The sequence below is a fragment of the Haloferula rosea genome (genome assembly GCF_016595525.1).
GTDB classification, from domain to species: domain Bacteria; phylum Verrucomicrobiota; class Verrucomicrobiia; order Verrucomicrobiales; family Akkermansiaceae; genus Haloferula; species Haloferula rosea.
Genome location: NZ_JAENII010000003.1, coordinates 374,788 through 400,524, shown reverse-complemented (window position 1 = coordinate 400,524; position 25,737 = coordinate 374,788). Strand labels below are relative to the sequence as shown.

The window sequence follows — 25,737 nt, the reverse complement described above, 5'->3', positions numbered from 1 at the left end:
GCGGAGACAGAGGTAGGAGGGTCAATGGATGTTGGGATCTCGCTTGGACAGAGCGTCAGGGATTGGAAACTTTCAGGTGAACGAATCGCCTGCCGGCACTGCCCGCTGGAATGGTGGCGATACGATTCTCCACTTCGCTGTCTCCGGGGTTTTCCGGGTCGGTCGTTTCCGTGACGCCGTCCGCGCTCCATGAGTCAGGCAGAAGCGTATCACTCCACTCGACGGTAAAGTTCATCCCATCGGCCAGCGCGGCCTTGCTGCGGGTGTAGCGGAACTCGAGATTGCCGCCGTTCACTGTCAATGGCGTGGAAGCCAAGGTGCCTGCACCCGGATCCTGCCCGGTCGCGAACTCGATCAGGTTACTTTCCCCGTCGAAGTTCGCGTCGTAGGAATCCGCGGCGATGCCCGTTCCCGAAATGAAGGCGGGTCCGAAGTAATACTCGCGCCAGGCTTCGATCGCGGACAGGGACAGCGGCGTCGTGAATCCTGAAACCGCAAGGTTGTCCAGGAACAGGTGATGTCCCAACGCGGATCCCGCACCGCCACCGAAGGTGATCCTGATGGTCGCCGACTCTTCGACCTCGAGGGTCCGGTCGGCGAGTTCCGTGAAATAGAGATCGATCTGGTCATGGGTGTCATGGGTGCCGGGGAGCGTTCCCGCTACGTGGTTGATCTCCTCAGCCGAGGACTCGAACACGCTGCCCGTGGTCATGTCACCGCTCACGACCACCAGCTCGTAGCTCCTCGGTGCGTTGGGACGGAAAGCGAGCACATCGAAGTGGACGCCGTCGAGATTCCAGTCGGTCGGGCCGTTGTTCGTCAGGGTGAGTGTGATCTCTGCCTCTTCCACACCATTGAGGGCCGTCATGTTCGCTCCCGCTCCGGATGTCGCGCTGCTGGCGGACGCACCTCCGCCATCAAACGTCCCCCAGGTGCCGTCGCCGCTGGAGCCACGACCATCGTTGCTCTTGTCGCTGTTGCTCCAGTTCCCCTCGGCGGTGGAAGCCGCCGCCGTGGCCGTGATTCCTTGTGCGGTCACCGTCGCGACCGGAGCCGTTCCGCTGGACCATTGATCCCATCCGGCGACGACCTGCATTCCGGCTGCCGGGTCCCCGACCGTGATCGTGCCGGTGCCGGAAAAGATGGCATTCCCAAGCCCAGAGAGATCGGCAGGCGTGTAAACGCCATCGGCAACCGCAACACTTCCCAGATTCAAGCCGGCGATCGTCCAACGGTTGGTGCCCACCTTGACTTCCGTCCCGGGAGCATCCGCCACGCTGAGCATGGCCTCTTCGTCCCAGTCTCCGAGGATTTCGAGCATGCCGCCCGCGACGACCTCGATGTCGGCATCGCCCACCGCGCCGCCTTGCTCGAAGATCAGCGTGCTCCCGCCCGCCACTTCCCAGATGCCCGAGAAGGTGTTGCTACCATTTGAAATCGTGATCGAGCTGAGCCCCTGACCGCTTTCCTTTGCCTGGATCCGACCGCTTCCCCCGATCCGCGACGACACCTTGAGGCTCCGGTCAAGGGTGCTGCCACCCGAGCTTCCAAAGGTGAGAAAGCGTGTGAATCCGGAGTTCGTGATGGCTCCGCCGAGCGCATTGGTGATCGACGAACCGGTGCCGGCCGTCACATCAGCGAAGTCCCCGGCGCCGTAGCTTGATCCGCCTTCGAGAATCAAGGAGTCGATCATCGTCATCTCCCCGGAATCCTCGATCGCCCGGACCTGGAATCTTCCCCCCGCCTCGACTGTCAGGGAAAACCCGGGGAAGGTCGAGGTGCCGCTTTCGCCCCGCAGGTTGCCCGTGTTCGGAACCAGATAGTTGTATCCCGCGTGCGGAGGCAGACCGTCTGCCCACGTGCTACCGTCGACCAGGTTCACGGGGCCACCTAGTGCTGCAGTGGCCATCGGGATCGTCAACGCATAGCTCCCGCCCATGACATCCGTCACTTCCGCCGCACTCAGCGCACTGCGGTAGAGCACGACATCGTCGATCGCTCCTTTGAAATGCTCGTTTACCGGGCCGTCGTTGGCGTTGGTGTTGTTGTCATCGCCACCGATCAGGAACGGAATCGGCGAGGTCTCGTTGTAGTTGATCGTGACAGGCGATCCTTGCGCGACACCATCCACATACCACTGGCAGCTCGTCCCGTTCTTCACCATCGCATAGTGATGCCACTCGTTCGAAGGAAGGTCCGCGTAGTTGTAATCCTCGATGCTCGCACTACTGCCCGTATTGGCGAATGCCGCCTTGATCGGCATGAACTTGATGAATTCGAGGCTCTCCGAACCGGTGCCGCCATAGCGGTTGCCCACCATGATCGAATTCGCATGGGAAGAGAGATCCTTCTTCGCCCACCAGGTCCAGGTGAACTTGTCCGTGTTGGAAAGCGCGTAGGTAAAAGCCGTTGCAATGCGGTCGTTCGTGCCGTCGAAGACCACATGGCTGCCACGGGTCGCGTCGCTGCCCCACGAGGCACCATTCAGAAGCGAAGCATCCGAGCCGAATCCGGAAACGTCGGCGGTCGATGTGCCCGATCCCTCGTCGAGCGGCCAGTGAGCCACCAGGCCGGAGGTGGGGGTCGGGCTGACCAGGATCCGATCATAGCTCAATGCCTGTTCCAGGGAAATCAGTCCACCAGGACCCCTTCCTTCAAAAAGGTCTCTTTGCTCAATGATCGAGAGTGCTGTTGAGAATAGTGTGGCTTCATATTGCGTACCATCTGGGGATGTTTCAGGAAGCAAGGGGAAATTGTCCGAGTAGGTGATGATCATGAAGGCGACGTCATCGCGACGAATAAAGTCCGTGCTTCCAAGCATCGCAGGGGTGGACAGCCACCTCATGAACTCACGCATTCCTTGGAATCCACTGTCGCTACCGTTTGTGTTGAAAGGCACCTGAAACTTGAAAAACTTGTCTTTGACCGAAGGATTTCCCAGGGCCCAAAGGAGGTAATCCTGCCGGCTCCCATTGTTCTCGAACCAAAGCTCCGCTCTGGCTTCGATGGAAACCCCTTCCACGATTGCCTTCTGGGAAAAAGAACGGGAGCGTGTGCCATTGTTCCTTACGTTGCTGATGATTCGAACATCCGCATGACCATTGTTGTCCAGCCAGTCACGCAACTCCTGCAGGTCGGCATCGGACCACTCCTCCACCGGCAGGTCGCGATCTTCGCCAGGCTGATTATCGAATGGCATCACCCACTTGATAGTGCAACCGAGTCGGGATTCCTTCCTGAACTTCACGACCAACGTATCAGGCAGCGGATCCCGACGATCGCCGCCAAATCCATCATAGGCGAAATGCGTGCGGGGAAACTCGAGAACGGCATTGTTCTTGCCGTTTGGCATACACTGCACGATCTCCTTCCACTCGGCCGCGGTGTTTTTTTCAGCGCTGGGTCGCTGGGTGTCTACATTGTTGGTGTTGATCCCCTCTATCTGCTCCGCCACGATGTCCCATTGATCTTTGAGTTCGTCGTGGGAGCCTTTGGGAATATACGGCAGGCCGAACCAGACTTCGTAGCCGAAGCTCACTTGGGCGGCAAAGACCGCCATAAATATGGCAAATGCGGTTTTCATCTTTCTCATCAAGTTCATGCGGTTTATGGGGCAAATCAGGGTTGCAGGCGCTCGGCCACGCGGTTCATGAAGGCTTCGTCCATCGCCCCACGTTTGATCGAATCCTCCGCCCAGGCCACGGCGGCATCGCGGTCCTTCGACATCCAGACTTTGAACACGAGCGAAACCAATTCTTCGCGCTCCTCAGCGACGAGATTCTGCGTCAATACCCACTGGCCGGCTTTCACGGGGTCCTTGCGGGTCCACTTCACCGCCACCCGGGACCGTGTGACCGACAGTTCATCGGTACCGAGTTCCTCCAGTTGATCCAATCGTGCCAATGCCCGGTCGGGATCCTGATCCACCAGCATCCAGGCACTTTCCGCGATTGCGGTGGCCTGATCCTCCGAAGGCAAGGTCGGCACCCAGGCATCGAAGAGCGCCTCGTGATCACGCTGCAAGGTCCGGGCGACCGACTTGATCGTGAAATTCCGCCTCTTCGGCTCCTCGATTCTGCCCAGGGCATCCTCGAACATCGCACGCTCCCCACTCGCTGCAGCGCCTCGCGCAAGCGCGCAGTCGATCACATCCTGCGAAACACCCGCCAATCCCTCTTCCTGCAGAAACGCTCGAACCTCCTGCGGCGCACGCCCCGCCCAATCCTCCAGATAGAGTTCGATTCTGGAGTCCCTCCGATCGGCAGACAGTGACGAAGCGGCGATCGCACGAAGGGCCTCAGCGGGATCGAGGTGATGCCACCGCTCGAATGCCGCCAACTTCATTTCCTCCCTGAAACCCGCGGAATATTCCTCCGTGCCGTCGCTGAGCGCCAATAGCTCCCGAACTTCCTCCAGCGGGGCTTCGAGCATCAGATCATAGAGAACCTCCGACTGATCCCTTTCGTCGGCTTCCGCCAGAAGCGCATTCAGCTTTTCCGCAAGACCAGAGTGACTGCCTCCACTTGACGGCTTCGATGGGCCCCGATCGGAAGTGCGGGTTGTGGAGGGTGAATCCGTAGGGATGCCGGATATGTGATTTGTCTTCGCCATATCCGATTGAGGTCCCGAGATGAAGACAAGCGCGGCCATGCCGATCACGAGTGCGGAAACACCGAGCAGGAAGGAGCTTCTATGCTTGCCGGAGGACATGGGTTGAATGGCAGGGCGACTAGCGCCGTGAAGGATTTTACGAATGGGCTTCGGTGGTTCTTGGATTTCAATCAAGGCCTGACGATGTCTGGCCGGACGAGGCGTCTCTGAGTGCGCGGCGGGATCGTCGCTCCGATCGAAGATGAACTGGATGCCCGAAGGTCCCAATCGGAAGTCTTGGTGGCATCGGAACTGCGCATCAGGCGGGCACCGGTCCAGACTTCGTAGGCGGAGGCGTCGATCTTTCCAAGAGCGGGGGAGAGGGTCGCATCGATGAGATGGGTTCGTTTCATGGAGCTTCTTCGCCTTGGTGTCGTGGCCGGGAATTCTTGGGGAATCCGGGCAACGGTGTCAGGAGGACGGATTTGGGCTTTTGGTGAGGATTCGGAATGGAGTCATCCACCGTTGACTGTTTAACGAACGAACCCGCCAAAAGGGCATGTGGGGTTTTGTCGCTTGTTTACGTGACAGAGGGATTTTTTCCTCATGAACCGTCCGCTTCAAGCCCGGTAGAATTGGGTTATGAATTGTCAATAAAGGTTAACCCGATTTGCTGAAGGCGCCTTTCCCTGATGCCTGCAGCGGGTGACGCCAAGACGGCCCTGAGGCCGCCGTTGCCGGTAAGGGCAATTTCTCTATGGCCTACGGATTCTGTGTTTCAGCTGAAAACGTCCACGTTCCGGGTGCCACTTTGAACTTGAGGTATTTCTCATCTTCACCGCTCGGGCTAAGGCCGACAACGCTACCAACAATGGTGCCATCGTTCCACACCACCGAGCCATTGACCTTGATCGTCTTTGGCGTGATGGACGTCTTTGGAATCCCGACCAAAGCTGTGGTGTCTTGCGGCGATATCAGCTTCATGCGATAGGCTGAATCCGTCAGGTTGATATCTACGGTAATGTCACCTTTCACGCTGGGGATCACCTGTTTCAGTGTGGTGAAGTGCTCCAGGTTTGGAAGAATCTGATACTCCTTCCACCCGACCTCGGTCGGAGTGATGCCGACCATATGCTTGGCGAGGATCGTGTTCGGTGCATTCCAGGCGTGATTATAGGATCCTCCTTTGGGGAACATCTCATAGAGGGTGCTCAAGCCCTTGCGGTCAACTTGGCTTTGGTAGCGTTCCTTCATCCGCTTGAGGGCGGCGCCATAGTGCCCGGCATTGGACATGGCGTCTTCCACCATCCACTCGAAATGCGGACTGCAGAATTGATTCGGGATCAGGACGTTCTCGACGATGGCGTCATGCTTGTCTGGTCTGGCGACGCCGCTGAGAATGGCTAGCGCATTGGCGCGGTCATCCTGGAATTTCTTGGCATTGCTGCTGTAGAATTTCCCGGTCCAGTATTGGTTGTTGAAGCCCTTTTGCAGAGCCTCGATACGTTTGTCATACCAAGGGAGGTCCTGCTTTTCACCCAGCTCCAGAGCCATCTTTTTTGCGCTGTTGAGCGCCATGAAATAGAGCGAATCAAGAATCACCTTGTCGTCCACGGTTCCCTTTTGACCCCAATCGCTCCAGTTCCAGGAATCCATGGAGCGTTTCGCTCTTTTGGGTAAACCATCAGCGCCCATTTTCCAGAGGTTCAGGTAGTCGCGCACATAAGGGTAGACATCGCGAAGGGTTTCCTTGTCACCAGTGTTGAGGTAGTATTGCCAGATTCCCTGATCAACAAACTGCAGGCTCTGCGTGGGCAGTTCTCGCAGGCGCAGCGGCCCGAGTGCGCCGTAGACTCCTTCGTGGCTGTAGGCCATGGTGATCCGGATCGCCTTTTTCAAGAGTTGTCGGCCGGCATCATCCATGCAGTAGAACAAGTAGCTGGCCTGGTCCGCCACGTCGCCGATCCAACAGGCACGCTCGCGGTCGGGGCAATCCATGAAGTTATCGCGCGCACAAACGAAAAGCGTGTTGCGGCCCATCCACCAGAGGCGTTCGTAGAAGGGGTCGCTGCATTCAAATGAACCAGCTTCGATGTCACCGACACTCATCCAGCGATACTTCAGTCCCAACACCTTGACCCCGGCCGGAATATCGTAATGGATCGTGTGGCCGCTCATCCAGGAAAAGCTCTCGAAGGACTGCTTTCCTTGTTTGGTCGTGTAGTAGGCGTTGATCTGATTCAATCGGTTGTCTGTCGTGATCTTAATTTCAAGACCGGCATCGGCCTCCACCTCAAGGTAGGGAGTGATCTGTTTGTTGAACGGTAGTTCACAGGTGATGATTTCTCCTTTGCTGACAAAGGGGAATTTGGATCCAGGATAATTTTCGTAGTCTTTCAGCCCGTGGTTAACCAAAGCAGGCACATAATTTTCTTCCAGCTTGTACCAAGGAGCCGTCGGCGGAGTGCCTTTCTCGGTCGCGGCGTTCCAGTCCGCATCGGAGAACTCCGGAGAAATCCAGTCGCTCATTTCATGGCGTGCGTCATAGCGGACGCTGAACTGGACGATGTTCTTCCCGGCGTCGCAATTCTCCAGCGCATACGCAGGGTCGGCTTTGACCTTCCAGCTCCGATCTGAAATTACCTGATGGTCGCCGAAATCCGCCTGGAAAATAAAGCCCCCTTTGCCGCTGTCGATATGCGTTCCCTTGTGGGTTTCCTTGCCCCAATACCACGCCAGGACCGCAATCGTGTTTTTACCGGGATTGAGGTGTGAGGTGATGTCCACTTCTTCGTAATACGAATTGGAGGGCTTGGTTTCCGGTGGAAGCGTCCAAATTTCCTTAACCCGGTTCCATGGTATGGCCGGGCTGGACCCCCGTGCCACACTGCCCTCAAACACCACCATTTCGCCATTGATCCACATCCAGTATTTGCTGTCCGCGGAAATACTCGCGATCACCTTGTCCGGCACCTCGGTAATCTGAACCTCTTTCCGGAAAGCCACCCACGAATTGTCGGGCCCATCCTCTTCCTGCCAGATCCACTGAGCCTTCCAGTCGACCGGTGCCTCTTTCGCCCAAGATCCCATCACCGAGCAAGCGGTCAGGGCTCCAAATAGAATCCATTTCTTCATCGTTGTCTTCATCGTTGAATTCCAATTGTGTATTTGAACTGCTTCTTCCTCTTTTTAGGCCAAACGTCTCCGTTCCAGAGTCGTCCCCGATGATCTTTCCACCGACCCTTGAGGTGCCGGTGCCTTCTGTAGCGGGGGGATGCCAGAGGGGTTGGCGTAGTTGTTGGCGTAGGCCAGACCCTCATCAACGAGACGGACCACCGACGGGTTTATTGCCACTTGATGGATCGAACTGTTAGCATCGATAGCGGCCTTTCCCACCCCGGGTGGATAAACGAAGCTGTAGTCATACGAATTTTGGTCCTCGCTGAGGATGAAGAGGACGTTCGGGGGGGCGGTGTCGGCTACGGAGATGGAGACGGTGACCAGCAGGACCACGGATGCGCTGGCAGAGATGGGCTTCATGATGAGGTGATCTGGGTTTTGAAAAAGGGGCGCCCCGTCCCTCCATGACGGAGACGGGGCGCAAAAAGCTCCTGGGATCCGAATGGATCGCGGTGCTTGGAATCGCTTCAGGCTCTGCGGCGGCGAAGCAGAAGAAAGCCACCCAGTCCGCCAAGGAGGGCGGTTGATGGTTCGGGAATAGTGGCAGTGCCGATGACATCCAGCTCGGAATAACCGACACCGTTGGCTTCCTGTATAGCAGGAAAATCGAAGCGGATCGCTGCGATTCCGGTGCCGATGAGGCCGCCGCCATCACCAGTGATGTTCATAGCGCCTTGGGTATTGGCAGTCTCAAATTCAATGAATTGATTCGTGACGACGACTTGGTCGAAGACAGTGGGAGTGCCAACCAATGACATGGAGATGGTGACCCGAATATCGTCGCGGCCCGATCCGTCTCCCCAGTTACTGTAGAGGTCGATCTGGGTGATGTCGTAGCCAAGCGGACTGGCAGCGAGATCAAGATTCCATTGCCCAAATGTGTCGGGGGTAGTCACAGCCGAGCCGCGGCTCTCGGTGTTGGCGTTATCCAGAGTGTCGTTGAAGTTGCCTCCTCCTGCAGCATAGACGGAAGGGTCGTGATCGTACCAAACGCCATCACTCAAGGAGGCACTACCGACCGTGATTCCCTCACTCGCCAAGGCGTTCAGGAAGGTTGTCTGGCCCCCCGATTGGAGAAAGTCGTCGCCGGTGTAAGAAGCCAGCGAGGTCTGAAGCAGATCGGTGTTTGAAACGGTGTAGCTTGTCAGGTTTGAGGTGTTGACCACCACGGCCTGAGCGGAGGTCGCCAAGAGGCCAAGCAGCGTGCTCGCCGTGAGGGTTCTAGTTTTCTTTTTCATGAGTGATCGAGTAGCCGAGGGTTTGGTCTGGGAGGCGGAAGATGGATCTGACGCAGTCGAGTGAGAGTCGCCCTCGACTTCTTCCTATTCCATGAGGAGTGGATCGGTTAATGTCATTTTTACCTAGTTGAACAACCTGTTGTGAGACTGTTGCTGGATCGGCTTTTCCTGCGTTGGTGCCTGAAGGGGTTCTTGACGCTCTTCGCGGCGGGTAGGGAGTGTTGCTACGGGGCGGTGCTGCCAAAGACGTCGATCTCGGAATAGCCAACGCCGCCGTTCTCTTGGCCGGTGGGCCAGTCAAAGCGAATGGCGGCGATGCCGGATGCGCCGATGTTAGAGATGCTCATCTTGCCTTGGGTTTCGTTGGGTGGGTCGTAGATCTCGTTGGAGACGACAATTTGATCGAAGACGGTAGGGGTGCCGACGAGGGACATGGAGATGGTGACCTTGATCTCGTCGCGGCCCTGACCGGTGCCCCAGTTGGAGTAGAGGTCGATTTGGTCGATATCGTAGCCCGCTGGGCTGGCGGTGAGATCGAGGAGATACTCTGCGACTTCGCCGTTCTGGGCCATGGCAGCGCCCCGACCCTGAGCTCCTTCATTCTGCCACACGCCGTCATGGAGGGAGGCTTCGCCGTTTGGCGAGAGTCCCCCGAGGAAAGTGGTGTCGGTCGCCCCGGGCGCATCGTTGAGGGCCGAGCCACTGTAGGAACCGAACGCGGTCTGGAGGAGGTCGGTGTCCGAGACGGTGAAGCTAGTGGCCTCCGAATTGGTGACGGTCAGTTCCTCACCGCCGGGAGTGACGGTGAAAGGGTCGCCGATCGTGGAGAGTCCGAAGCGGTAGAACTTCCGCTCGGGCAGACTGGAATCCGAGAAGGCAACGAGACCGTCGGGATTGTCGTCACTTCCGATCTCGACCCAACTGCCGTCACTCAGATCCGTCGAAGATTGAATCACGACGGGTTGACCCTTGACGCCGAGATCCGCGGAAACCGTGATTTCATCGCCGTCGAGGATGATGCGGAAGTTGGATTCGTTGCGGTAGATTCCGGTGAAGACCTGGAAGGGCAGGTCGAGGTTGGCTGCATCCCAGGCGAGGCCGTCGATCTGGCCGGAGTAGTACATCTTTCCTCCGGAATATATGCCGGAATTATCGTAAGCGATGTTGAAACCGATGTTCGGCTGGCTTGCGCTCTTCACGAGGAAGCCAAGCTGCTGGCCATCCGTGACTGTGACCGGGTTGGCGAATGGGAAGAGGCCCCAGCGCAGGCCCGCCTGGTAGATGGGGTCGGGGCTGAGGCTCGTCTCAGCCAACAAGGTGCCGAGCGGAGCACCGCTGCCGTCCAGCTGACGCAGCTCGAGGGTCATGTCTTCTGAAGGATCGGTATGTTCGAAGGGCAAGCTGATGCCCCTCAGCATGCCGTCACCGTTCACCGTGAAGGATTGTCCGAGGCTGTCAGGGGTTGCCATCGTGTCCGTGGCATGGGGTTGGGAAAGACTGGTGGTCCAGGCCATGTCCTTGGGTTCGTCATACCAAGCTTCGATCAAGTTCAGAAGCTCGCTGGCCTTGGCGGGGTTGGACCCTGAGAGGTCGTTGGTTTCAAACGGGTCCACCGGGTCGCCGGTGGCGGTGTTGTAGAGCTGGTAGAGTTCCTCCGAGCCGTCGGGATACGACAGGAGTTTCCAGCCGTCCTTGACGACGAAGCGGGCGACGATCGTGCCCTCGGGATTCACGGGCGTTCCCTCATCGTGGGCCATGTCGTGTGCGTAGACGTCGCAATAGACCGCATCGCGGGCGTTGACGGCGTCGAGGTCCATGAGATTGATGCCCCGTTGTTCGGGGGAGGGTGGCAGATCGACGGCTGCCAAGGCGGTGGTGACCATGTCGATCACGCTGACTGGTTGGGTGATGAGCTGCGGTTCGATGGGGCCGCCTGGTTTGATCTTGTCGGGCCAGCGGACGATGATTGGTGTCCGCGATCCGGCGTCGGCGGGGTTTCTTTTTGCCTGCCCGGTTCGTCCTCCGGTGTCTTTTCTGGTGATCCAGCCATTGTCGCAGATGAAGATGATCATGGTGTTGTCGGCGATGCCGGCGGAGTCCAGGTGGTCGAGGATGGCACCCACTCCGCCATCGAAGCGTTCGACGCAGGCGTAGTACTTGGCAGTCCAGTCGAGATCCTCATGCGGGCTATCATCGACCAGGGCGTCATATTTGGCCCTCAGATACTCCGGCGGATCGAAGGGGTTATGTGGAAGGAAGGGCGCATACCAGATGAAGAAGGGGTCGTCCTCGGCGACGCAATCGTCGATGAAGTCGGTCAGTGGGACGACGGTGTTGGCGTAATTGATTTCTGTTTCACCGGCCGCCGGAGGATTCGGGATGTCGTTGACGTAGTCGACCCGGCCGATCATCAGTCCCCAGTCACCGTGTCGCCCGCCGCCATTGGCGCCACCCACATATCCAGGTCTGCTTCCGGTGTATTGGGGTGGTCTGACGCTGGTGGAAAAACTGTCCTGAGTGTCGCCTTCGGTGAACCCACCAAGCGAGTAGTGTCCGCCCCACCATTTGCCGGTTTGATAGGCACGATAGCCGAGGCGTTCGACCAAGGTGCGGGCGATCGACTGATTGAATTGAATCCGTTGGTCAACGGCTTCGTCATCGCCCTTTCCGATCAGATCATTTCCGCTGACCAGATTCTGGTGGGGAAAGGTGCCGGTAATCATTGAATGGAGCGAGGGCCGGCAGAGTGGCACGGTGTAGCCGTGGGTGAAAAGCAGGCCTTCATCGGCGAGGGCATCAATCTCCGGAGTTTCGGCCACCTGCTGGATCACAAAATCCTTGGGAACTGAAGCATCGAGAGCCGGACCTTCGACATCGTTCCGGTACATGAAGCTGTAGTCCCACCATGCCTGGTCGTCGCTGATGATGAAGATGATATTTGGCCTATCCGCAGCGTCAGCGCTGGAGAGGGGAAGAAGGCACATCATGGTGGCGATGCAGCTTGGAAGGTGGAGAAGTGAGCTTTGTTTCATTGAAATGAGATCGAGAAGACAGACGGAAATGATCCATCCATGGCGTGGCGGGTTTGCCAGGGGGGCCACTGAAGGGGCTGGGGCGCGGTAGCCGCATTCCAGCCCCTCCACGGGCAAACTCTTGAATCGTTGACCATCCGATGCGCGATATAACATCGGATGGATGCCTCGAAGTGGATCGGCGACGTCAGGGCGTCACCGTCACATCATCGATGTAGAATCCAGCAAATTGGCTGCTGCCATTGCTGACGAATTGGAACTGAATTTTGATGTTCTTTCCGAGGGCGGCGGCAGGGAGAGGGAACGAAAGTTGATTCCAGCCCAGCTCGAAACCCTCGATCTGGGTGATGGGGAAATCGCCGTCTACAATCTCGGCATCGGCGTTATCGGCATCTAGAATTCGGACGGAGCCGAAGTCAGGGCCACCCTCGCCAACGTCCCCTTCTGTATCGACGTAGCGTTGGAAGCTCAAAGTTGCTCCGCCTGCGGGAGCGGCGAAAGCAGGCGATGTGAGGGTCGCATCCGCGTCGGCGGTATAGTCGCCGGCGAGATTGGTGCCGGCGCAGTTGGAGCCGTTGGCTGCCGCTGCAGGGAAACCATTGGTGGGTGGGCCAGCTTCCCAAGCGGTTCCGTTTCCGTTGTCGGCAGCAACCCAACCTGCGGGGATGCTGGTCCCTCCCTCGAAGTCTTCGGAGAGCGGGACCGGGACATCTTCCTCGACGATGGCAAAGAAACGGGTCGTGCCCACCTTCTCGACACCGCTCAAGGTGGTAAGGGCACCTGTTGAGGGAATGTCTTCGTAGGGTGGGTTGACGAGGTCATCGTAGACGGCCCAACTCGCGACCGGCGTGCTCAGGTCGGTGGAACTGACAAGGTCATACTGCTTGCCGGCCTTGCTGTTCCATGAGAAGGCCAAGGTGCTTCCGGTTTGACTGATCTCCAGGGTGATTGTTTCGCTGGGAAGGGTGGCTAAAGCGGCGATTTCGGAAGCTGAAAGCACTTCGGCGTAGATACGAACTTCGTCGATCAGGCCGACGAAGTTCTCAAGGAGAACGTCGTTTCGTCTGCCAACCGTAAAGTTGTCGGTCACTGTATGTCCGGTGCCGAGCGGGTCATTGGCGACCTCGGTGCCGTTGACAAAGAGAGTAAGACCATTGACCGAATCCACGGTGTAAGCGAGGTGAGTCCACTCATCGGTATTGACGGGATTGGGGGCTCCCAGAACGACCGGGCTCTCCGACTGGAGGCTGACCGTTGGAGTGCCTCCGCCTACGAGCCTCAGGACGGCCCCTGCAGAACCGGCAACCCGGGTTCCAAAGACGTGTTTGCTACCCGTCAGATTGGTGGGGTTGATCCAGCATGCTGCAGTAAAATCGCTGGCCGGAATCGAGGATGTCCCCATATTGGCTGAACCGGTTCCGTTGTCCAGAGCACCTCCAAAAAGGCCCTCTGCGGTGAACCCAGTACCACCAACCAAGGTGCCGTCGTGGGTGCCGATCGAGTCGCTTGCATCGCCATCGAATGACCAGCAGTGAATCAGAAGGGATGGCATGTCCGAGACGGTGGATACCGCAAGGCTGGTGGTGTCGTTCACCTCAGGGAGCGCGTTGCCCGAGACATCGGTGATGGCCCCGGCCGTCACGTTCACATAGTAGGCCGTGTCGAAGGAGAGGTCGGCGATATCGATCACCACGGAGTCACCCTCGACTGAGGCATCGGCCGGGAGATTGAAGGTTTGCAGGATGCTGTCGTCACTGGCGAGGTGGATCGTCACCGTGCCTGTGCCGAGAGCTGCCGGTTCATTGAGCTCAATCTCAAGATCGGCTGTCGGTAGAAGATTGAGGAGGAGTTCCTTGCCGGTGTGGGCTGGTGGAGTGTCGTCGGTCGTGAAGGTGAAAGCGCTGGCATCTGGTGGAGCGGGGAAGCCGGCGAAGTCATTTCCCGAAGCGTCGTCAATCGCACCGATGGGAACGTCCAGATAGTATTCCACTCCAGTGGTGAGGGGGGAGGTGGGAGTGATGGTGAGACTCTGACCATCAAAAACGAGTTGTCCGGATGAGGTGACATCGAAGGTTTCCACCGAAGCGTCCGGGCTCACCGTGCGGAGATCGATGATGCCGGCTCCGGCCTGGATGTTCTCATTGAAGGTCAACAGGATTTCTGTGTTCGTTGGCACGTTGACGGCGCCATTGGCAGGATCACTGCTGGAGAGAGTGGGTGGATCGATATCCCCAGCGGTGGAGGTGCCGAAGACGTCGAGTTCCGAGTATGCGACACCTCCATTCTCCTGAGAGGCGGGCCAATCGAACCGAATGGCGGCAACGCCGGGAATGCTGAATCCAGAGAGTGCTGTCTTGCCCTGAGTCAGGCTGGGCGGGTTGTATTGGAAAAGAGGATCGGCGGGCGCCTGGACAAGGATCTGATCGAAATTCGTGGGGTCTCCGACCAACGAGAAGCTGACGTTGACTTGGATTCTATCGCGGCCACCTCCGGTTCCCCAGTTGGTGTAGAGGTCGACGCCGGTGATCGTGTAGCCGCTCGGGCTGGCGGTGAGATCGAGAGAGAACTCCGCAAATTCATCATTCTGGACCATGGCTGCACCACGGCCCTGGGCTCCCTCATTCTGCCATACGCCGTCGCGAAGGGACGCTTCGCCGTTTGGTGATAGTCCGCCGAGAAAAGCGGTGTCACCTCCACCGGGTGCGTCGCTCAAATCGGAGCCGTTGTATGAATCAAATGCGGTTTGAAGCAGGTCGGCGGCTGAAACACTGAAGCTTGCGGCCTCGGAGTTGGTGACGGTGGCGGTGTGTTCGGTTTGGGCGGAGACACTCGCAGGGACGAGGATGGCGAGCCCTGCTATGATGCCGGGCAGACACAAGGGGATTGTTGGGGTTTTTCGGGTTCTATTCATGGGATCAAGGTTTGCTGATCTGATGGCTGAATTCGTGCTCTGCGGCGTATTTGCGACGGTGGCTGCGCAGATGTTTGAGCTTCAGAAGGCTATTGAGTTCTGAGTTTTCTTTTGCGTGGGTTGTGGTTTCCGGGATGATGGGGATTTCTGCGTTGTCGGCGGGTGATCCTAGCTGACGCGCATGGTTCCCTATTCCGGTGGATGCTTCTTGGTTAATGGATTTCTGTTCCCTTGCAGAAACTCTTCTCGAGCGCTGAACTCCAATGGAGGGAGAGCGCTTTGGTTGGACGGACGGAGCGAGTTCAACAGGTTTGAACTCGACCGGAGGTGGAGAGAGCTGGGACGGGCAATGCCGGGCGGAGAAACTCCGGAAAATATCGGATTACCATTCGGGTGGAGTTGGAATAGGTTGGTGAGCTTTGACATGGTAGCGCGCCCCGACCCTGAGGAGACTTTTGTGCAGCTGGTGGTCTCCCACCAGGCGGCGTTGCGTGCGTTCGTACTGTCGCTCTTGCCTGGAAGCCCTGAGGTGGATGACGTGATTCAGGAAACGAATGCCGAGATTTGGAAGAAGCGGGGTGATTTCAGGATCGGCACGAATTTCAAATCATGGATGTTCTCGGTAGCGAAGTTCAAGGTGATGGCTACCTGGCGGGACCGACAGCGCCGCAAGGAGTGGGCGGTCCCGGAGGAGACGCTGGTGAAACTTGTCGAGCGAATCGAGGATCATGAGGGGATGGCGCTCGAGACGAGGCAAGTGGCTTTGAGAATTTGTCTTGAGCAATTGCGTCCCGTGGATCGGGGCTTGATTCTTCGTCGCTACGTCGAGGAATATGGCCTTGCAAAGCTGGCTGGGGAAGTGGGCCGTAGCGCGGAGAGTCTGAAGGTCTCGCTGCATCGGATTCGAACGTTGCTGAGAACTTGTGTCGGACGGAGGGTCAAGGCGGAGGAGGCGACATCATGAAGGGGATTGAGTCAGGAGATGGGAGGATCGATCCCAGCGAGTTGTGCCGGGTGCTGGCAGAACTGGAAGCGGACGAACTCGGGCGGCAAGACCGAGCCGACCTGATGGCGCTGATCGATCGATCACCAGCGGCCCAGCGGATCTACCTCGAGTATTTCGAGATGACTGCGATGCTGGAAGTCGAGGCGCGTATCCATGCCGAACAGGGAAAGATGCCCGTGGTGACAGGTCAGGGGGGGATGGCGAAGCGGATCTTCCGGCGCTCGGTGTTGGCTGCGGCAGCCATCATCATGCTCTCAGCGATCGCGGCGACCCTCTTTGTCGTGGATCGGTCCGAAGCCGGGGATCTGTCCGTATCTGCGACCGCTGGTGCTCAATGGCTGGTTGATGGTGTGTTGCGAGACCCTTCCGATGGCGAATCGTTGGTGGCCAAGGGCTCATCGATCATGGTGCGATCGGGTATGGTGGAGCTGAAACTTGCAACGGGTGTCACGTATGTAGTCCAAGGCCCTGCTCATGTGTCATTTTCGGAACCTGAGCGGGCGGTGCTTCACGATGGCTGGCTATGGGTGGATTCGGCGTCCTCGGATGAGTCGCTCGAGGTGGAGACCCCTGAACTGCTCGTCCGCGACATCGGAACTCGTTTCGGGGTGAGGGTGAGGAGCGAGGGCCCCGCCGAAGTGCATCTGATCGAGGGGAAGGTAGAAGTTCTTGCGAGGTCGACGGGGGAATTGCTTGCTTCGTTGGAACCTGAGAACCGAGCTTTTACGATTGCTCCGACCGGCGAACTGAAAGTCCTGAGTTTGGAACGCGATCCTTTTTCGGAGTTTTCCGTCCTGTCAGAAGGTCCGGTAAACTTTGCCACCACCGTGCGGAGCCAGAAGCCAGCGGGATACTGGCGGCTGGATGAGTCTAAAACTGGATACTTCGTCAATCGAGTGCCGGAAGGAGTGGTGGGTCGCGGTCAGCCGAGAGAGTTGATCGATGAACTTGGTCCTACCCCGCAGGACGGCTTCCATGGGTTTGAGGACGAGAATCGATCCGCGTTGGCGGGGCTCTCGCTCGGAACGGCACCAGTTCACGATGGAGTCCTGTTCCAAGATAATTTCACCAGAGGTGGTGGTGCCCTTGATGGCATGTTGCCCGATGTTACGATGGGATCGGTGAAGTGGGCTGCTTCTTCAGCATTTAATGGGGATGGTTCGATCAATTCCGGGAAGGGTAGTGCGATTCTGCCGTTGGTTCCGATTGATGGCGTGATCTACACTCTGGATGCGAGGGTTACGGCAAGCTCAGGTCCGAATGAGAGCTGGATCGGCATGGGCTTTGGTAGGAGCCGGAGCGCGACGCTGTTCCGAATCGGGTCGGGTGGGATGTCGGGATGTGCGTGGATCCTGCATCGCGCAGCGGATACCACCAAACCCGTGAACCGGGCGTGGCTCGGTCCCACGGTGCAGGACTGGTCCTGGCCATCTGGATCGCCTCTCGGTGGAACCATGGACATGCGGATCATTCTCGATACGACCGCTGGTCCGGGCTGCTGGACGGCGACTTGGTTCGCGAAGCGACCGGATGAGAATGATTACCGCAAGGTGCGGGATACCGAAGGCTTGATCAATGAATCGGTCTCTTGCGTGGTATTGTCTGTTCTCGGCCCAGGGCTCTCCGCAGAGGTGGAGAGCGTCTCATTGCGTGCCGACAGGCAGCCGGACCGCCGGCCGGAAGGGTATCTTGCGGATGGTCCGGCGCGGTTATCGCGGAAGGAAGGGTCGGTTTCGTGCTGGGTGCGCCGCGAGCCGGGAACCGGGAGGCCCGAGATGCTTTGGGCTGCTGGTGAACGGCGGTTGGATGGTGCTGTTCATGCCCATCTTACTGTCGATGGTCGCGCCGGGTTCTTCATGGAAAACGGTCGCTACGATGTGCTTATTGCCTCGGAGTTCCCGGTCGACGATGGCGAGTGGCACCATTTCGTAGCCACCTGGGATTCCGACTCCGTGAATCTATATATCGATGGAAGGCGGGTGGCACAGGATACAGAGTTTCGAGGGGAGCAAAGGGGGTTGCTTCCTGAGCTTGAATTTGGAGTTACCGATGCAATCTCGAAATTCGAATCATTCTCGGGCGCTTTTGACGAAGTCGCGATCTGGGACAGGTCTTTGACTTTTGCCGAAGTGGTGCATCAGTTTCGCTCGGCAAGGGGAGAATGATCGGGTGAGTCCGATCTTCATCTGTAGCAATTCGGAGGGTTCGATGCTCTGCTGAGCATTGAGGCTGTGGCCCGAAGCGCATGAGTGATCGAACTTCGAAAACCTCCTCAAGGAATTGCGGCTGGGTCGATGGTGTCTGAGGGTTGGAGCTGGTTCTCGTGGGGTGCTTGACGTTGGACTACCTGGTTCCAAGAGTAGCAATGCGGATCAATCCGTGCCGTAAGGAGCTTGTAGCCGACAAAGGTTAGAGTGGTGAGGTTACGGCGATTCGGATCACGGCCGGGCCGATGAGACCGGCGGGTTTGAGCGGGCTGTCTTTCTTGGGACCGCTCAGGGTCCAGCTCTTCCTTTCTTTCCTTGGAAGGGCTTCATCATAGCTCAGACGATTGTGCCAGGTATTGGTGACCTTGATCTCGATATGGTTCTCTCCGGCTTTGAGAAGGTGGGTGATATCCGTGCGGAAGGGAGGCGCCCAGAGGGTGTCGGCATGTTTTCCGTTGATGATGATTTCGGCAATGTCTGCCACCCGGCCAAGATCAAGGATGGCCCGCTGAGTGGCTGATAGAGCAAGCTTCTCCAACTTGGTGCGGTACGTGGCGGTGCCGGAGAAGGCTCTGGCTGAGGGATCCTTCAGGGATGACCAGGGTGTCAGCTTGTCGAGTGTCCGGTCCGGGATGTTCACCCAATCCCTGGGGAAGCCGAGGGTCCATGGTGAGTTGATGGGTTGGACGCGTGCTTCTTCGATGATGATCTCCCGCGCCGATCCGTCGGGTTTGGTGAGTTGGTAGTCGCCGTTCTGATAGGCGAGGAGGCCGGTGCCTCCATCGATGATCTCGAACTCGGGATCCGCGGGGGCGACCCACGGTTGCGTCGGGGTGGACCTTGGCAAGCCGAAGTGGGGATAGGGCTCCGCGACATCGGTGCGGGAAGTGTCGGTGGCGTCTGCCAGAGTCTTGTTGTCTCGGGTGATGCGGGTGAACGCTGGTCTGCTCTCGCCGGGGCGGAAGATCACGAACGTGGAGCCTGCGGCGGGTAGTCGAACAGGGATGCGGGTTCTGCCGTTCTGGCGCTCGAACACCGTGACGGGAGTCGTGGTATGCGTCAGGGGGTCCCAGAACTCCGGAATGCCGCTGGCGCGGAAATCGAGGGTGGCATCGAGCGGGGTGACGCGGTCCGCGGTGATGAAATAGATGTCGGTTCCCTCCGCGCGTCGATGGTTCCAGGCGAGGGGGCGCATGCCCTTGAGATCCGGTTCGATGCCGAGTTTGGTGAGGCTGTTTTCCAGATCCTCCCCCCAGATGAGTCGACCCTTGCCAAGGGGACGGTTGCCAGTTGGGTTGCCATTCCACATGGCTGAGATGAGTCGGGTGAATTCGGTGTCGGCCTGTTTGCCGCCGACGAGGCTCGGGTTCGCGAGGGGAGCATTACCGATGACGGTGGTGCCCTCTTCGATGAGTTGCTTGAGGCGTTTGAGGGTTGTCGGCGTGAGGTGGCGGCATTGGGCCTCGGGGAGCCAGATGACTTCCCAGCGGGTGCCCTCGGGAGTCTGGAGTTTGCCGTCGACGACGGATAGCCGGTTGAGAAGCACGTCCTGATTGAGGTAGTCGAAATCGTAGCCATCCGGGAAGGGGGCGTCCTGACGGGGTCGGTGGTCGAGGTCGTCGCCGAGATACCAGAGGACGTCGGCGACGGGTTGGCCCTGCTGCAGGAGGTGCTGGCAACGGGATAGGTAGTCGGTGAAGAGCGGCATGTGTTTCCACCAGGTCTGACCGCGGATGAAGGGTGAACCGATGCGGCCGCCGAAGGAGGTGCCGGGCAACTTGTCGAGCGGGTTGTGGGTGTAGGTGTGGAAGACGAGGTGGTTGATCCCGAGGGCGAAGTTCCGGTCGGCCACGTGTTTGAAGCTGAACAGGTGGTCACTCCAGTCGTGGACGATGTCGGTGAATGCTTCGGCGGCGATACGAGGTTTGCCGTAGATGTGTGCGGCGGAGACCGTCGGGTGGATGGGCTTGGTCTCGTAGCCGCCCCAGTGGGGATCGTTGGGTTGCCAGATTTCGCACATCGGAATGTCGGCCTTGCTCTGGTAGCGGAGAATGTCGCCGGGCGAGACGTCACCGATGGCGGTTTCGAAGGAGAGCTGCATGCCGCGTTGGCGGGCGAGTTCGGCGAGGCGGCCGAAGTAGTTTTCGACGAGCAGGTCGCTGATCGTTTGGCGCCAGTCGCGCAGGAACCGCTCGGTGGTCGGGTGGTCATCGACCACATAGCCGGCGAGGGCCGGGAGCCAGCTGCGGAGCGGGTAGTCCCGGCGCTCGACGAATTCCGTCTCCATCTCGGGGGTCCAGGTCTGGGTGTAGCATTCCCAGCTATCGATGAGCATGCCCTGGAGGCGGCCCTTGTCGGCGGGTCCGCCTTCGGCACTGATACGGCCGATGTAGCCGGCGAAGTGTTGTTCGGCACCCGCGGCGGAAAGCTTGTCACATTCGAATCCGGTGGCTTCCGGAGGGGCGGGTTTGTTCTTGGTGCCGGTATTGACATGGCCGAAGCGGAGGATGGTCCACGGGCCGGTCGGTGGCTGCCAGGTGAGCCGGCCTTTCGGGTCGAGGTGCTTGCTGATGTCGAGCACTGACTTGCGTGACACGGCACTGGCCGGGTCCTGAGTGAGAGGGTTGCTGCGGTGGATTTTCCGCAGTGCAAAGCCTGCCTGCGCGCGCCAGTCGTGAACTCGGGCGGTCGATGACAAGCGGAGGAAATCGAGTGCCATCGAGTGTCGGTTCTCGAAGACGAGTCGGTAGCGTCTTGATTCGGCGTCGGGAATGGCGAGGCCGAAGGGATGTTCGGGTTGGCGGTCCTGCCAGTTGGCGTAGGGGACCTGGTGGGTCACGAGATCCTGCCATCCGCTGTCAGCCATCGCTTGCACACGGATGCGTGATTCGGGGATGAAACAGCGCCGAGCCATGAGGTTTTCGATGGGAGGTAGCTCGATCGAACGAATCGTCGTGGGCTCGGCGAACTCGAACTCGACCCAGATGGGTTCTGGTTGAACCGGGATCTTGAGCGAGACCTCTTTCTTTCCGGCCAGCAGGTCGTTCCACGCGAGCTGGTTCCGGTTGCTCCTGATCCTGGTGGGATGCAGGAACTCTCCGGTGTCACCTTCCGGAGTGGGAAAGGCGAGGACGGTGATGTCGCGATAGTCGCGCCATTCTTCTGCGCTGGGCTGAGGCTGGGGAAGGTTGAGGGTCAGAGCCTTGCCGCCGGTCACTTGAGTGCGGCTCCAGATGATATGGCGCATCGCCTTGTCCGGCGTGATCCACGGGCCACCGGACATCGCCCAGCCGGGGCAATTCTGCATGGTGAACTTCAGTCCGAGTCGCTGGGTCTCGTCGGCGACATGGGAAATCATGCCATCCCAGGTCGGGCTGAGCGTCTGGATCTGTGGCTGGACGCCGGGCCATGCCCGACCGCGGCCGTGGAAGAGTTGGATGCCTTGGATGCCAGCCTGGGAAACGGCTTCGAGGTCGGTGGTGAGGAAGTCCCGGTCGACATTGCCTCCGATGAGGTGGAACCAGGTCTCCGGGCGGCTTTCGTGTGGGGGTGTGATAAAGTCTTCCTCCAGAGAGTTGGCGGAGGAAGGGAGGATGAAAGCGGCGACAAGTGCGACGAGGAAGGGGCGGGTGATGGGACTCATTTCGAAAGCCAGAGGATGGGTTGGGTGATGGCCACGTTGCGTTGGATCTCCTCGATTTCGGGGTCGGGTTTCAGTTGCTTCCATAGCTCCAGGAAGCGTGCTTCATCGAAGGCGATGGAAGCGAAGAGCAGGGCGGACTGCCGGGTTGGCCAGCCTTCCCAGGATTGGACGTCGGGCTTGTGTGGCCAGGTTGACTTGTCGGCGATGTAGGGGGCGAGGAAGTCGACGGCGCGGCGCATGCTTCGTCCCTCGGAGTCTTGATAGGTCCAGAGCTTGTGTTCCTCATCGGAAAGCACTAGGCAGAGGGTGGCCATGTTGTCGAGTTGGAAGAGGGAGTAGCCGTAGGGTTTGGTGCGGGCGAGTTCGCGGGGGAAGCTGCCGTCCGGGGCCATCTGCTCAGCGATGAAGTCCTCCCTGAAACGTCGTCGGCATTCGGTGAGGTGCTTTTCGTTGCCTGTGAACTTGGCGAAGACGGCGACTTGGAGCCAGTAGCAGACGGCATGGTTGTTCTTGGTCTCCGCTTCCTCTTTTCCGTTTCTGCTGGTGAGCATCCAGTCGGTGTAGTCCGCGAACCACTGCTTGAGCTGCTGCAGTTTCTTCGGCGGGAAACGGTTGGAGCCTGCCAGAACCTCGATGGCCTTCGGGACCTCGATCAGGTGGAGCGTGTCGATGATGCCGATTCCCCTCCCCGGGGTTTTGCCGGGGATTGCCTGAGCATACTTGAGATGAGGATTCATCCGGCTTTCGGGATCGAGAAAGAAGCTGTCGAGGAAGTCGAGGGATTGGGTGACGTAGGTCTCGTCGCCGGTGATGAGGTAGGCGGCGGCGAGGGCAGCGACGCGGTCGCGCATCTCCCGCAGGACGCGGCGGTGGCTGTCGAAGTTCTGTGGGTTGGTTTCACCGTCCCGGCGGATGTAGGGTAGTCCGTCCTCCTTTGTGGGGTCGGGCCACCAGTAGTCACCGTTGGAGTAGTAGTCATTGGGACCACCCTCACTGACTTCGGAGCGGAAGGTGGTGATGGTGAGCGGTTCCGCTTCCATGGCGACGGTGGCGGCTTGCAGGATCCGGTTGCGATCGACTTCGGCGACGAGCGCGGTGGTGTCGTGGACTTCTGACGGGAGTGAGGCGGCCAAGGAGCATGGAGCGAGGGGGACCCAGGCGAGGACGAGGTAAGCGAATCGGTTCATGCTTTTCGTCGGAGAGTAGGGGGCCGCTGGAGCAGAGTCCATTTCTTGTCTTGTTCTACCACGAAAGGGTGGTGGCTGTTGATCAAGGGACGAGCTTGTGCGGTTGGATGGGTTTGCGGGTGGTGTTCTCCACGCCTACATGAAAAAGCAACGACCCACGAATGGGCCGTTGCTTGGAAGGTGTGGATCAGAGCGAATCAGCGACGGCGACGTAGGAAGAAGATTCCCGCGCCGAGGAGTCCGAGGAGTGCGGAGCCCGGTTCGGGAATTGTGCCGCTAATGCCAACGTTGTCGACGAACAGGTGGTGACCTCCACCGGCTCCGGTTCCGCTTGAGAAGGCAAGCTGAATGATTGCAGTTTCGCCTGGGGCAAGCGTGTTATCGGCGAGGCCGGTCAGGCTGATGTCGATGTCGTCATGCTGGTTGTGAGTGTTGGGGTCGAGATCGTCGGTGAGGAGGGCTCCCCCCAGGCTCGTAATGGCATCATCAGCCGAAGTGATCACGTTGCCAATGGTGATGTCGCTGCCAGCTAGTACGTTGACAGCGTAGGTCCTTGCGGCATTTGGACGGAAGGCAACGGCGTCAAAGTGAAAATTCTCCAAGGTGACGATGCCCGTGCCGCCGTTGATGATCGTGATGGTGATTTCACCATCAGTCTTGCCATTGGTCAGAGTGAAACTTTCGTCACTCCCTGTGGTCACCGCGCTCGCGGCAGCAGGGCCGACGAATGTTCCCCAAGTTGTGTCCTTGCTCGATCCACGGCTGCCACCCTCACCCGGGGCCCAGTTGCCACCAGTCGCAGACGCCGTAGCAGTTGCGGTGACACCGGCTTTCACTCCGACGGTCGGAGCGGTGGCGCTATCCCAGACGTCGATGCCTGCGATCACAACAGCTGCAGATGAGGTGGCGGCGCCGAGCAGACTGAAGCAAGCGATGCTTGCCACGATTGAACTTGGGGTTTTCATGGTTGGCTCAGTTTTTTCTTAAGGGGGTGGTCGAGGCCAGAAATCAGCCCGATCCATGGCCAGACATTCCGAGATTAGCAGTCCCCTCGAGCTTGTCATGTCGCGGAAAGACGTGACACCTGGTGTAGGGGGGGCTTGATGGCCCGCCGGAGCCGCCCATGGGGCCCGATTTCCGCGGAGTGGGTAGCAGAAGCGCCTTTCGGTTCCGCGAAGGACGGTTGGGGGCAAGTCCGCTGGCCTCACCGTGCGCGCTATCTGGCCAACTGTGAAGGGGCCTTCAGTCGGTAATCGAGCACCTTGAGGGCAGAGGGCATGCCATCGACCGGTTCGGATTTCTGGGTTCGGATCAGCTTTTGCGGTTTCTCCTGAGAGTAGATGGACAGCACTTCCTCCGCCTCCCACCTCGTCAGGTCGGGGAGAGGGTCTCCGGCGCAGGAGGCATTGCTCGGCATGCGGATGTTCGACCATGTCCATGCAGTGCGGTCGGAATTCGCCCGGCCTTGGGCCATCGCGACCCGGTCTCCCTGACCCGAGTAGATGAGAAGCAGCGTTTGGTCCCGGGTGCCGACGAGTTTCGGTCGTCCTCCGGAGAAGGGAAGTGCCTGGGATCTCCAAACGCCGTCCTTGGTGCGCCAATGATGGTGATAGGACCTTTTCCGGGTGCTGTCGTTACGCTGGAGATGCACGACATGCACGCTGCCGTCCGGATAGGCATACTGGGCGTTCTGGTTTGAAAGATCCATCTGGGTTGGAATCGGGGAGACGACGAGACCGGGCGAGTTCAGATGGATGGATGATTTCCCGGTCCTGCCGATGACTTTCCCGTCCGAGTTATGCCATGTGCGACCATGGTCATCGCTGTAGGCGTAGCAGAGGTCGTGCTGGTTCTTCGGGTGGGTTCTGTCGAAGCGGTCTCTCCAGATCCAAGTGGCATGCAGTCGGTCGCCGGCGTATGAAAGGGTGTTCATGTAGGGGCAGCGGTATTTGCTGGATTCACCTGCTGCGGAGAAGGTGCCCAGGTCCCTGGCGATGAACTGACCCAATCCCGGCGTCCAATCCTGCCGGTCGCCATTGTATTCCTCGATCATTCCGTGGCCATTGCCCGAGGTCACCGCCCGGTAGTAGAGCATCAGGTTACCGTTCGGAGCGTTGAAGAAGCGGGGGTAGGTACACTTCTTGTCGGGGGTGACCGACCCGAGGGTGTGGAGGACTCCGCTGAAGGCAGAGGCATCCCAACGCACGGACTCGGGGTGATGAGCGACCCCGGGTTTTGAGATCCGGTAATTCAGGCGCGAGGAATGGTGATCGAACGCCATGTGGATCGTGCCGTCGATCTCACAGATGCCGAGCACCGCGGTGTTGTGGGAGTCGTTTGATTTGAAGTGATGGTCGTTGAAGCGAATCGTCTCCCATTTCCCGGTGGGCAGCTTCCGACGAGCGATGCAGAGGCGTCGCACGGCATCGAACCAGGTCGCGTACTGATAACCGCGGGACGTGACCAGTGGCGATTGTTGATGAGTCCGGCCATTCACGACATTGCCGAAGCGGGTGGCCGGGCCTGATGCGAAGCTCAGTGCCTTGGCATCGACGATGCTGGTATGAATGAGTTCAAGCTCACCCGCCTTGAGGGGGGTGAAGCACGAAAGCACCAGAGCTCCCAAAAGGATGGGGAGAGTCAGGCGCGGGCTGCGGGGCCGGGTGGTCCTGCCAGCAGTAAGAATCTGCTTCTGCGGGGTGTTGGTCATGTTCTCGGAAGATGTGCCGATGGATTTGGAGGA

At 58.9% G+C, this 25,737-nt stretch carries 14 protein-coding genes; 2 read left to right on the top strand and 12 right to left on the bottom strand.

The window, feature by feature from the left end; translation table 11 throughout:
- Positions 1-55 precede the first annotated feature (55 nt).
- The 8 genes from JIN81_RS06120 to JIN81_RS06085 form a co-directional block, all read right to left on the bottom strand.
- On the bottom strand, positions 56-3,583 hold the full coding sequence (locus JIN81_RS06120; RefSeq protein ID WP_200277687.1) for a LamG domain-containing protein: 3,528 nt from the start codon (positions 3,581-3,583) through the stop codon (positions 56-58).
- 35 nt (positions 3,584-3,618) lie between these two features.
- Entirely contained in the window at positions 3,619-4,710 is a 1,092-nt protein-coding gene (locus tag JIN81_RS06115) for a hypothetical protein (protein WP_200277685.1), read from the bottom strand.
- Between the two features lie 71 nt (positions 4,711-4,781).
- Positions 4,782-5,003: a hypothetical protein gene (locus tag JIN81_RS06110; RefSeq protein WP_200277683.1), complete on the bottom strand. Its 222-nt coding sequence runs from the start codon at positions 5,001-5,003 to the stop codon at positions 4,782-4,784.
- Positions 5,004-5,352: 349 nt separating this feature from the next.
- Complete coding sequence (locus JIN81_RS06105) at positions 5,353-7,725, bottom strand: alpha-L-rhamnosidase-related protein (protein ID WP_200277680.1); 2,373 nt, start codon at positions 7,723-7,725, stop codon at positions 5,353-5,355.
- A 54-nt stretch (positions 7,726-7,779) separates the two neighbouring features.
- Entirely contained in the window at positions 7,780-8,130 is a 351-nt protein-coding gene (locus tag JIN81_RS06100; protein ID WP_200277678.1) for a hypothetical protein, read from the bottom strand.
- 107 nt (positions 8,131-8,237) lie between these two features.
- Positions 8,238-9,008, bottom strand: coding sequence for a PEP-CTERM sorting domain-containing protein (locus tag JIN81_RS06095; RefSeq protein WP_200277677.1), 771 nt, complete (start codon positions 9,006-9,008; stop codon positions 8,238-8,240).
- 224 nt (positions 9,009-9,232) lie between these two features.
- Positions 9,233-11,995 carry a sulfatase family protein gene (locus JIN81_RS06090; RefSeq protein WP_200277674.1) on the bottom strand — a complete coding sequence of 921 codons (2,763 nt, stop codon included), beginning with the start codon at positions 11,993-11,995 and terminating at the stop codon, positions 9,233-9,235.
- A 232-nt stretch (positions 11,996-12,227) separates the two neighbouring features.
- Complete coding sequence (locus tag JIN81_RS06085; RefSeq protein ID WP_200277672.1) at positions 12,228-14,951, bottom strand: LamG-like jellyroll fold domain-containing protein; 2,724 nt, start codon at positions 14,949-14,951, stop codon at positions 12,228-12,230.
- 181 nt (positions 14,952-15,132) lie between these two features.
- Between JIN81_RS06085 and JIN81_RS06080 the strand changes: the two genes are divergently transcribed.
- Together JIN81_RS06080 and JIN81_RS06075 are read left to right on the top strand one after the other, a co-directional pair.
- Positions 15,133-15,915, top strand: coding sequence for a sigma-70 family RNA polymerase sigma factor (locus JIN81_RS06080; protein WP_200277671.1), 783 nt, complete (start codon positions 15,133-15,135; stop codon positions 15,913-15,915).
- Positions 15,912-18,122 carry a LamG-like jellyroll fold domain-containing protein gene (locus JIN81_RS06075; RefSeq protein ID WP_200277670.1) on the top strand — a complete coding sequence of 737 codons (2,211 nt, stop codon included), beginning with the start codon at positions 15,912-15,914 and terminating at the stop codon, positions 18,120-18,122. The genes JIN81_RS06080 and JIN81_RS06075 overlap by 4 nt, the downstream gene beginning before the upstream one ends.
- A gap of 244 nt (positions 18,123-18,366) precedes the next feature.
- Here JIN81_RS06075 and JIN81_RS06070 read toward each other — a convergent pair whose 3' ends face one another.
- The 4 genes from JIN81_RS06070 to JIN81_RS06055 all read right to left on the bottom strand — a co-directional run bounded on the left by JIN81_RS06070 (position 18,367) and on the right by JIN81_RS06055 (position 25,704).
- Positions 18,367-21,807, bottom strand: coding sequence for a glycosyl hydrolase (locus JIN81_RS06070; protein ID WP_200277669.1), 3,441 nt, complete (start codon positions 21,805-21,807; stop codon positions 18,367-18,369).
- Positions 21,804-22,994: an alginate lyase family protein gene (locus JIN81_RS06065; protein WP_200277668.1), complete on the bottom strand. Its 1,191-nt coding sequence runs from the start codon at positions 22,992-22,994 to the stop codon at positions 21,804-21,806. The genes JIN81_RS06070 and JIN81_RS06065 overlap by 4 nt, the downstream gene beginning before the upstream one ends.
- Positions 22,995-23,191: 197 nt before the next feature.
- On the bottom strand, positions 23,192-23,938 hold the full coding sequence (locus JIN81_RS06060) for a PEP-CTERM sorting domain-containing protein (RefSeq protein WP_325100854.1): 747 nt from the start codon (positions 23,936-23,938) through the stop codon (positions 23,192-23,194).
- Positions 23,939-24,210: 272 nt separating this feature from the next.
- Entirely contained in the window at positions 24,211-25,704 is a 1,494-nt protein-coding gene (locus tag JIN81_RS06055; protein WP_200277666.1) for a BNR repeat-containing protein, read from the bottom strand.
- Between the last annotated feature and the right edge of the window lie 33 nt (positions 25,705-25,737).

Bases quoted from the DNA above. Each gene is read 5' to 3' on its own strand.
- JIN81_RS06085 (WP_200277672.1), bottom strand. From the start codon at position 14,951: ATGAATAGAACCCGAAAAACCCCAACAATCCCCTTGTGTCTGCCCGGC.
- JIN81_RS06090 (WP_200277674.1), bottom strand. From the start codon at position 11,995: ATGATGTGCCTTCTTCCCCTCTCCAGCGCTGACGCTGCGGATAGGCCA.
- JIN81_RS06115 (WP_200277685.1), bottom strand. From the start codon at position 4,710: ATGTCCTCCGGCAAGCATAGAAGCTCCTTCCTGCTCGGTGTTTCCGCA.
- JIN81_RS06065 (WP_200277668.1), bottom strand. From the start codon at position 22,994: ATGAACCGATTCGCTTACCTCGTCCTCGCCTGGGTCCCCCTCGCTCCA.
- JIN81_RS06080 (WP_200277671.1), top strand. From the start codon at position 15,133: ATGGTTCCCTATTCCGGTGGATGCTTCTTGGTTAATGGATTTCTGTTC.
- JIN81_RS06095 (WP_200277677.1), bottom strand. From the start codon at position 9,008: ATGAAAAAGAAAACTAGAACCCTCACGGCGAGCACGCTGCTTGGCCTC.
- JIN81_RS06100 (WP_200277678.1), bottom strand. From the start codon at position 8,130: ATGAAGCCCATCTCTGCCAGCGCATCCGTGGTCCTGCTGGTCACCGTC.
- JIN81_RS06105 (WP_200277680.1), bottom strand. From the start codon at position 7,725: ATGAAGAAATGGATTCTATTTGGAGCCCTGACCGCTTGCTCGGTGATG.
- JIN81_RS06075 (WP_200277670.1), top strand. From the start codon at position 15,912: ATGAAGGGGATTGAGTCAGGAGATGGGAGGATCGATCCCAGCGAGTTG.
- JIN81_RS06120 (WP_200277687.1), bottom strand. From the start codon at position 3,583: ATGAAAACCGCATTTGCCATATTTATGGCGGTCTTTGCCGCCCAAGTG.
- JIN81_RS06055 (WP_200277666.1), bottom strand. From the start codon at position 25,704: ATGACCAACACCCCGCAGAAGCAGATTCTTACTGCTGGCAGGACCACC.
- JIN81_RS06070 (WP_200277669.1), bottom strand. From the start codon at position 21,807: ATGAGTCCCATCACCCGCCCCTTCCTCGTCGCACTTGTCGCCGCTTTC.
- JIN81_RS06110 (WP_200277683.1), bottom strand. From the start codon at position 5,003: ATGAAACGAACCCATCTCATCGATGCGACCCTCTCCCCCGCTCTTGGA.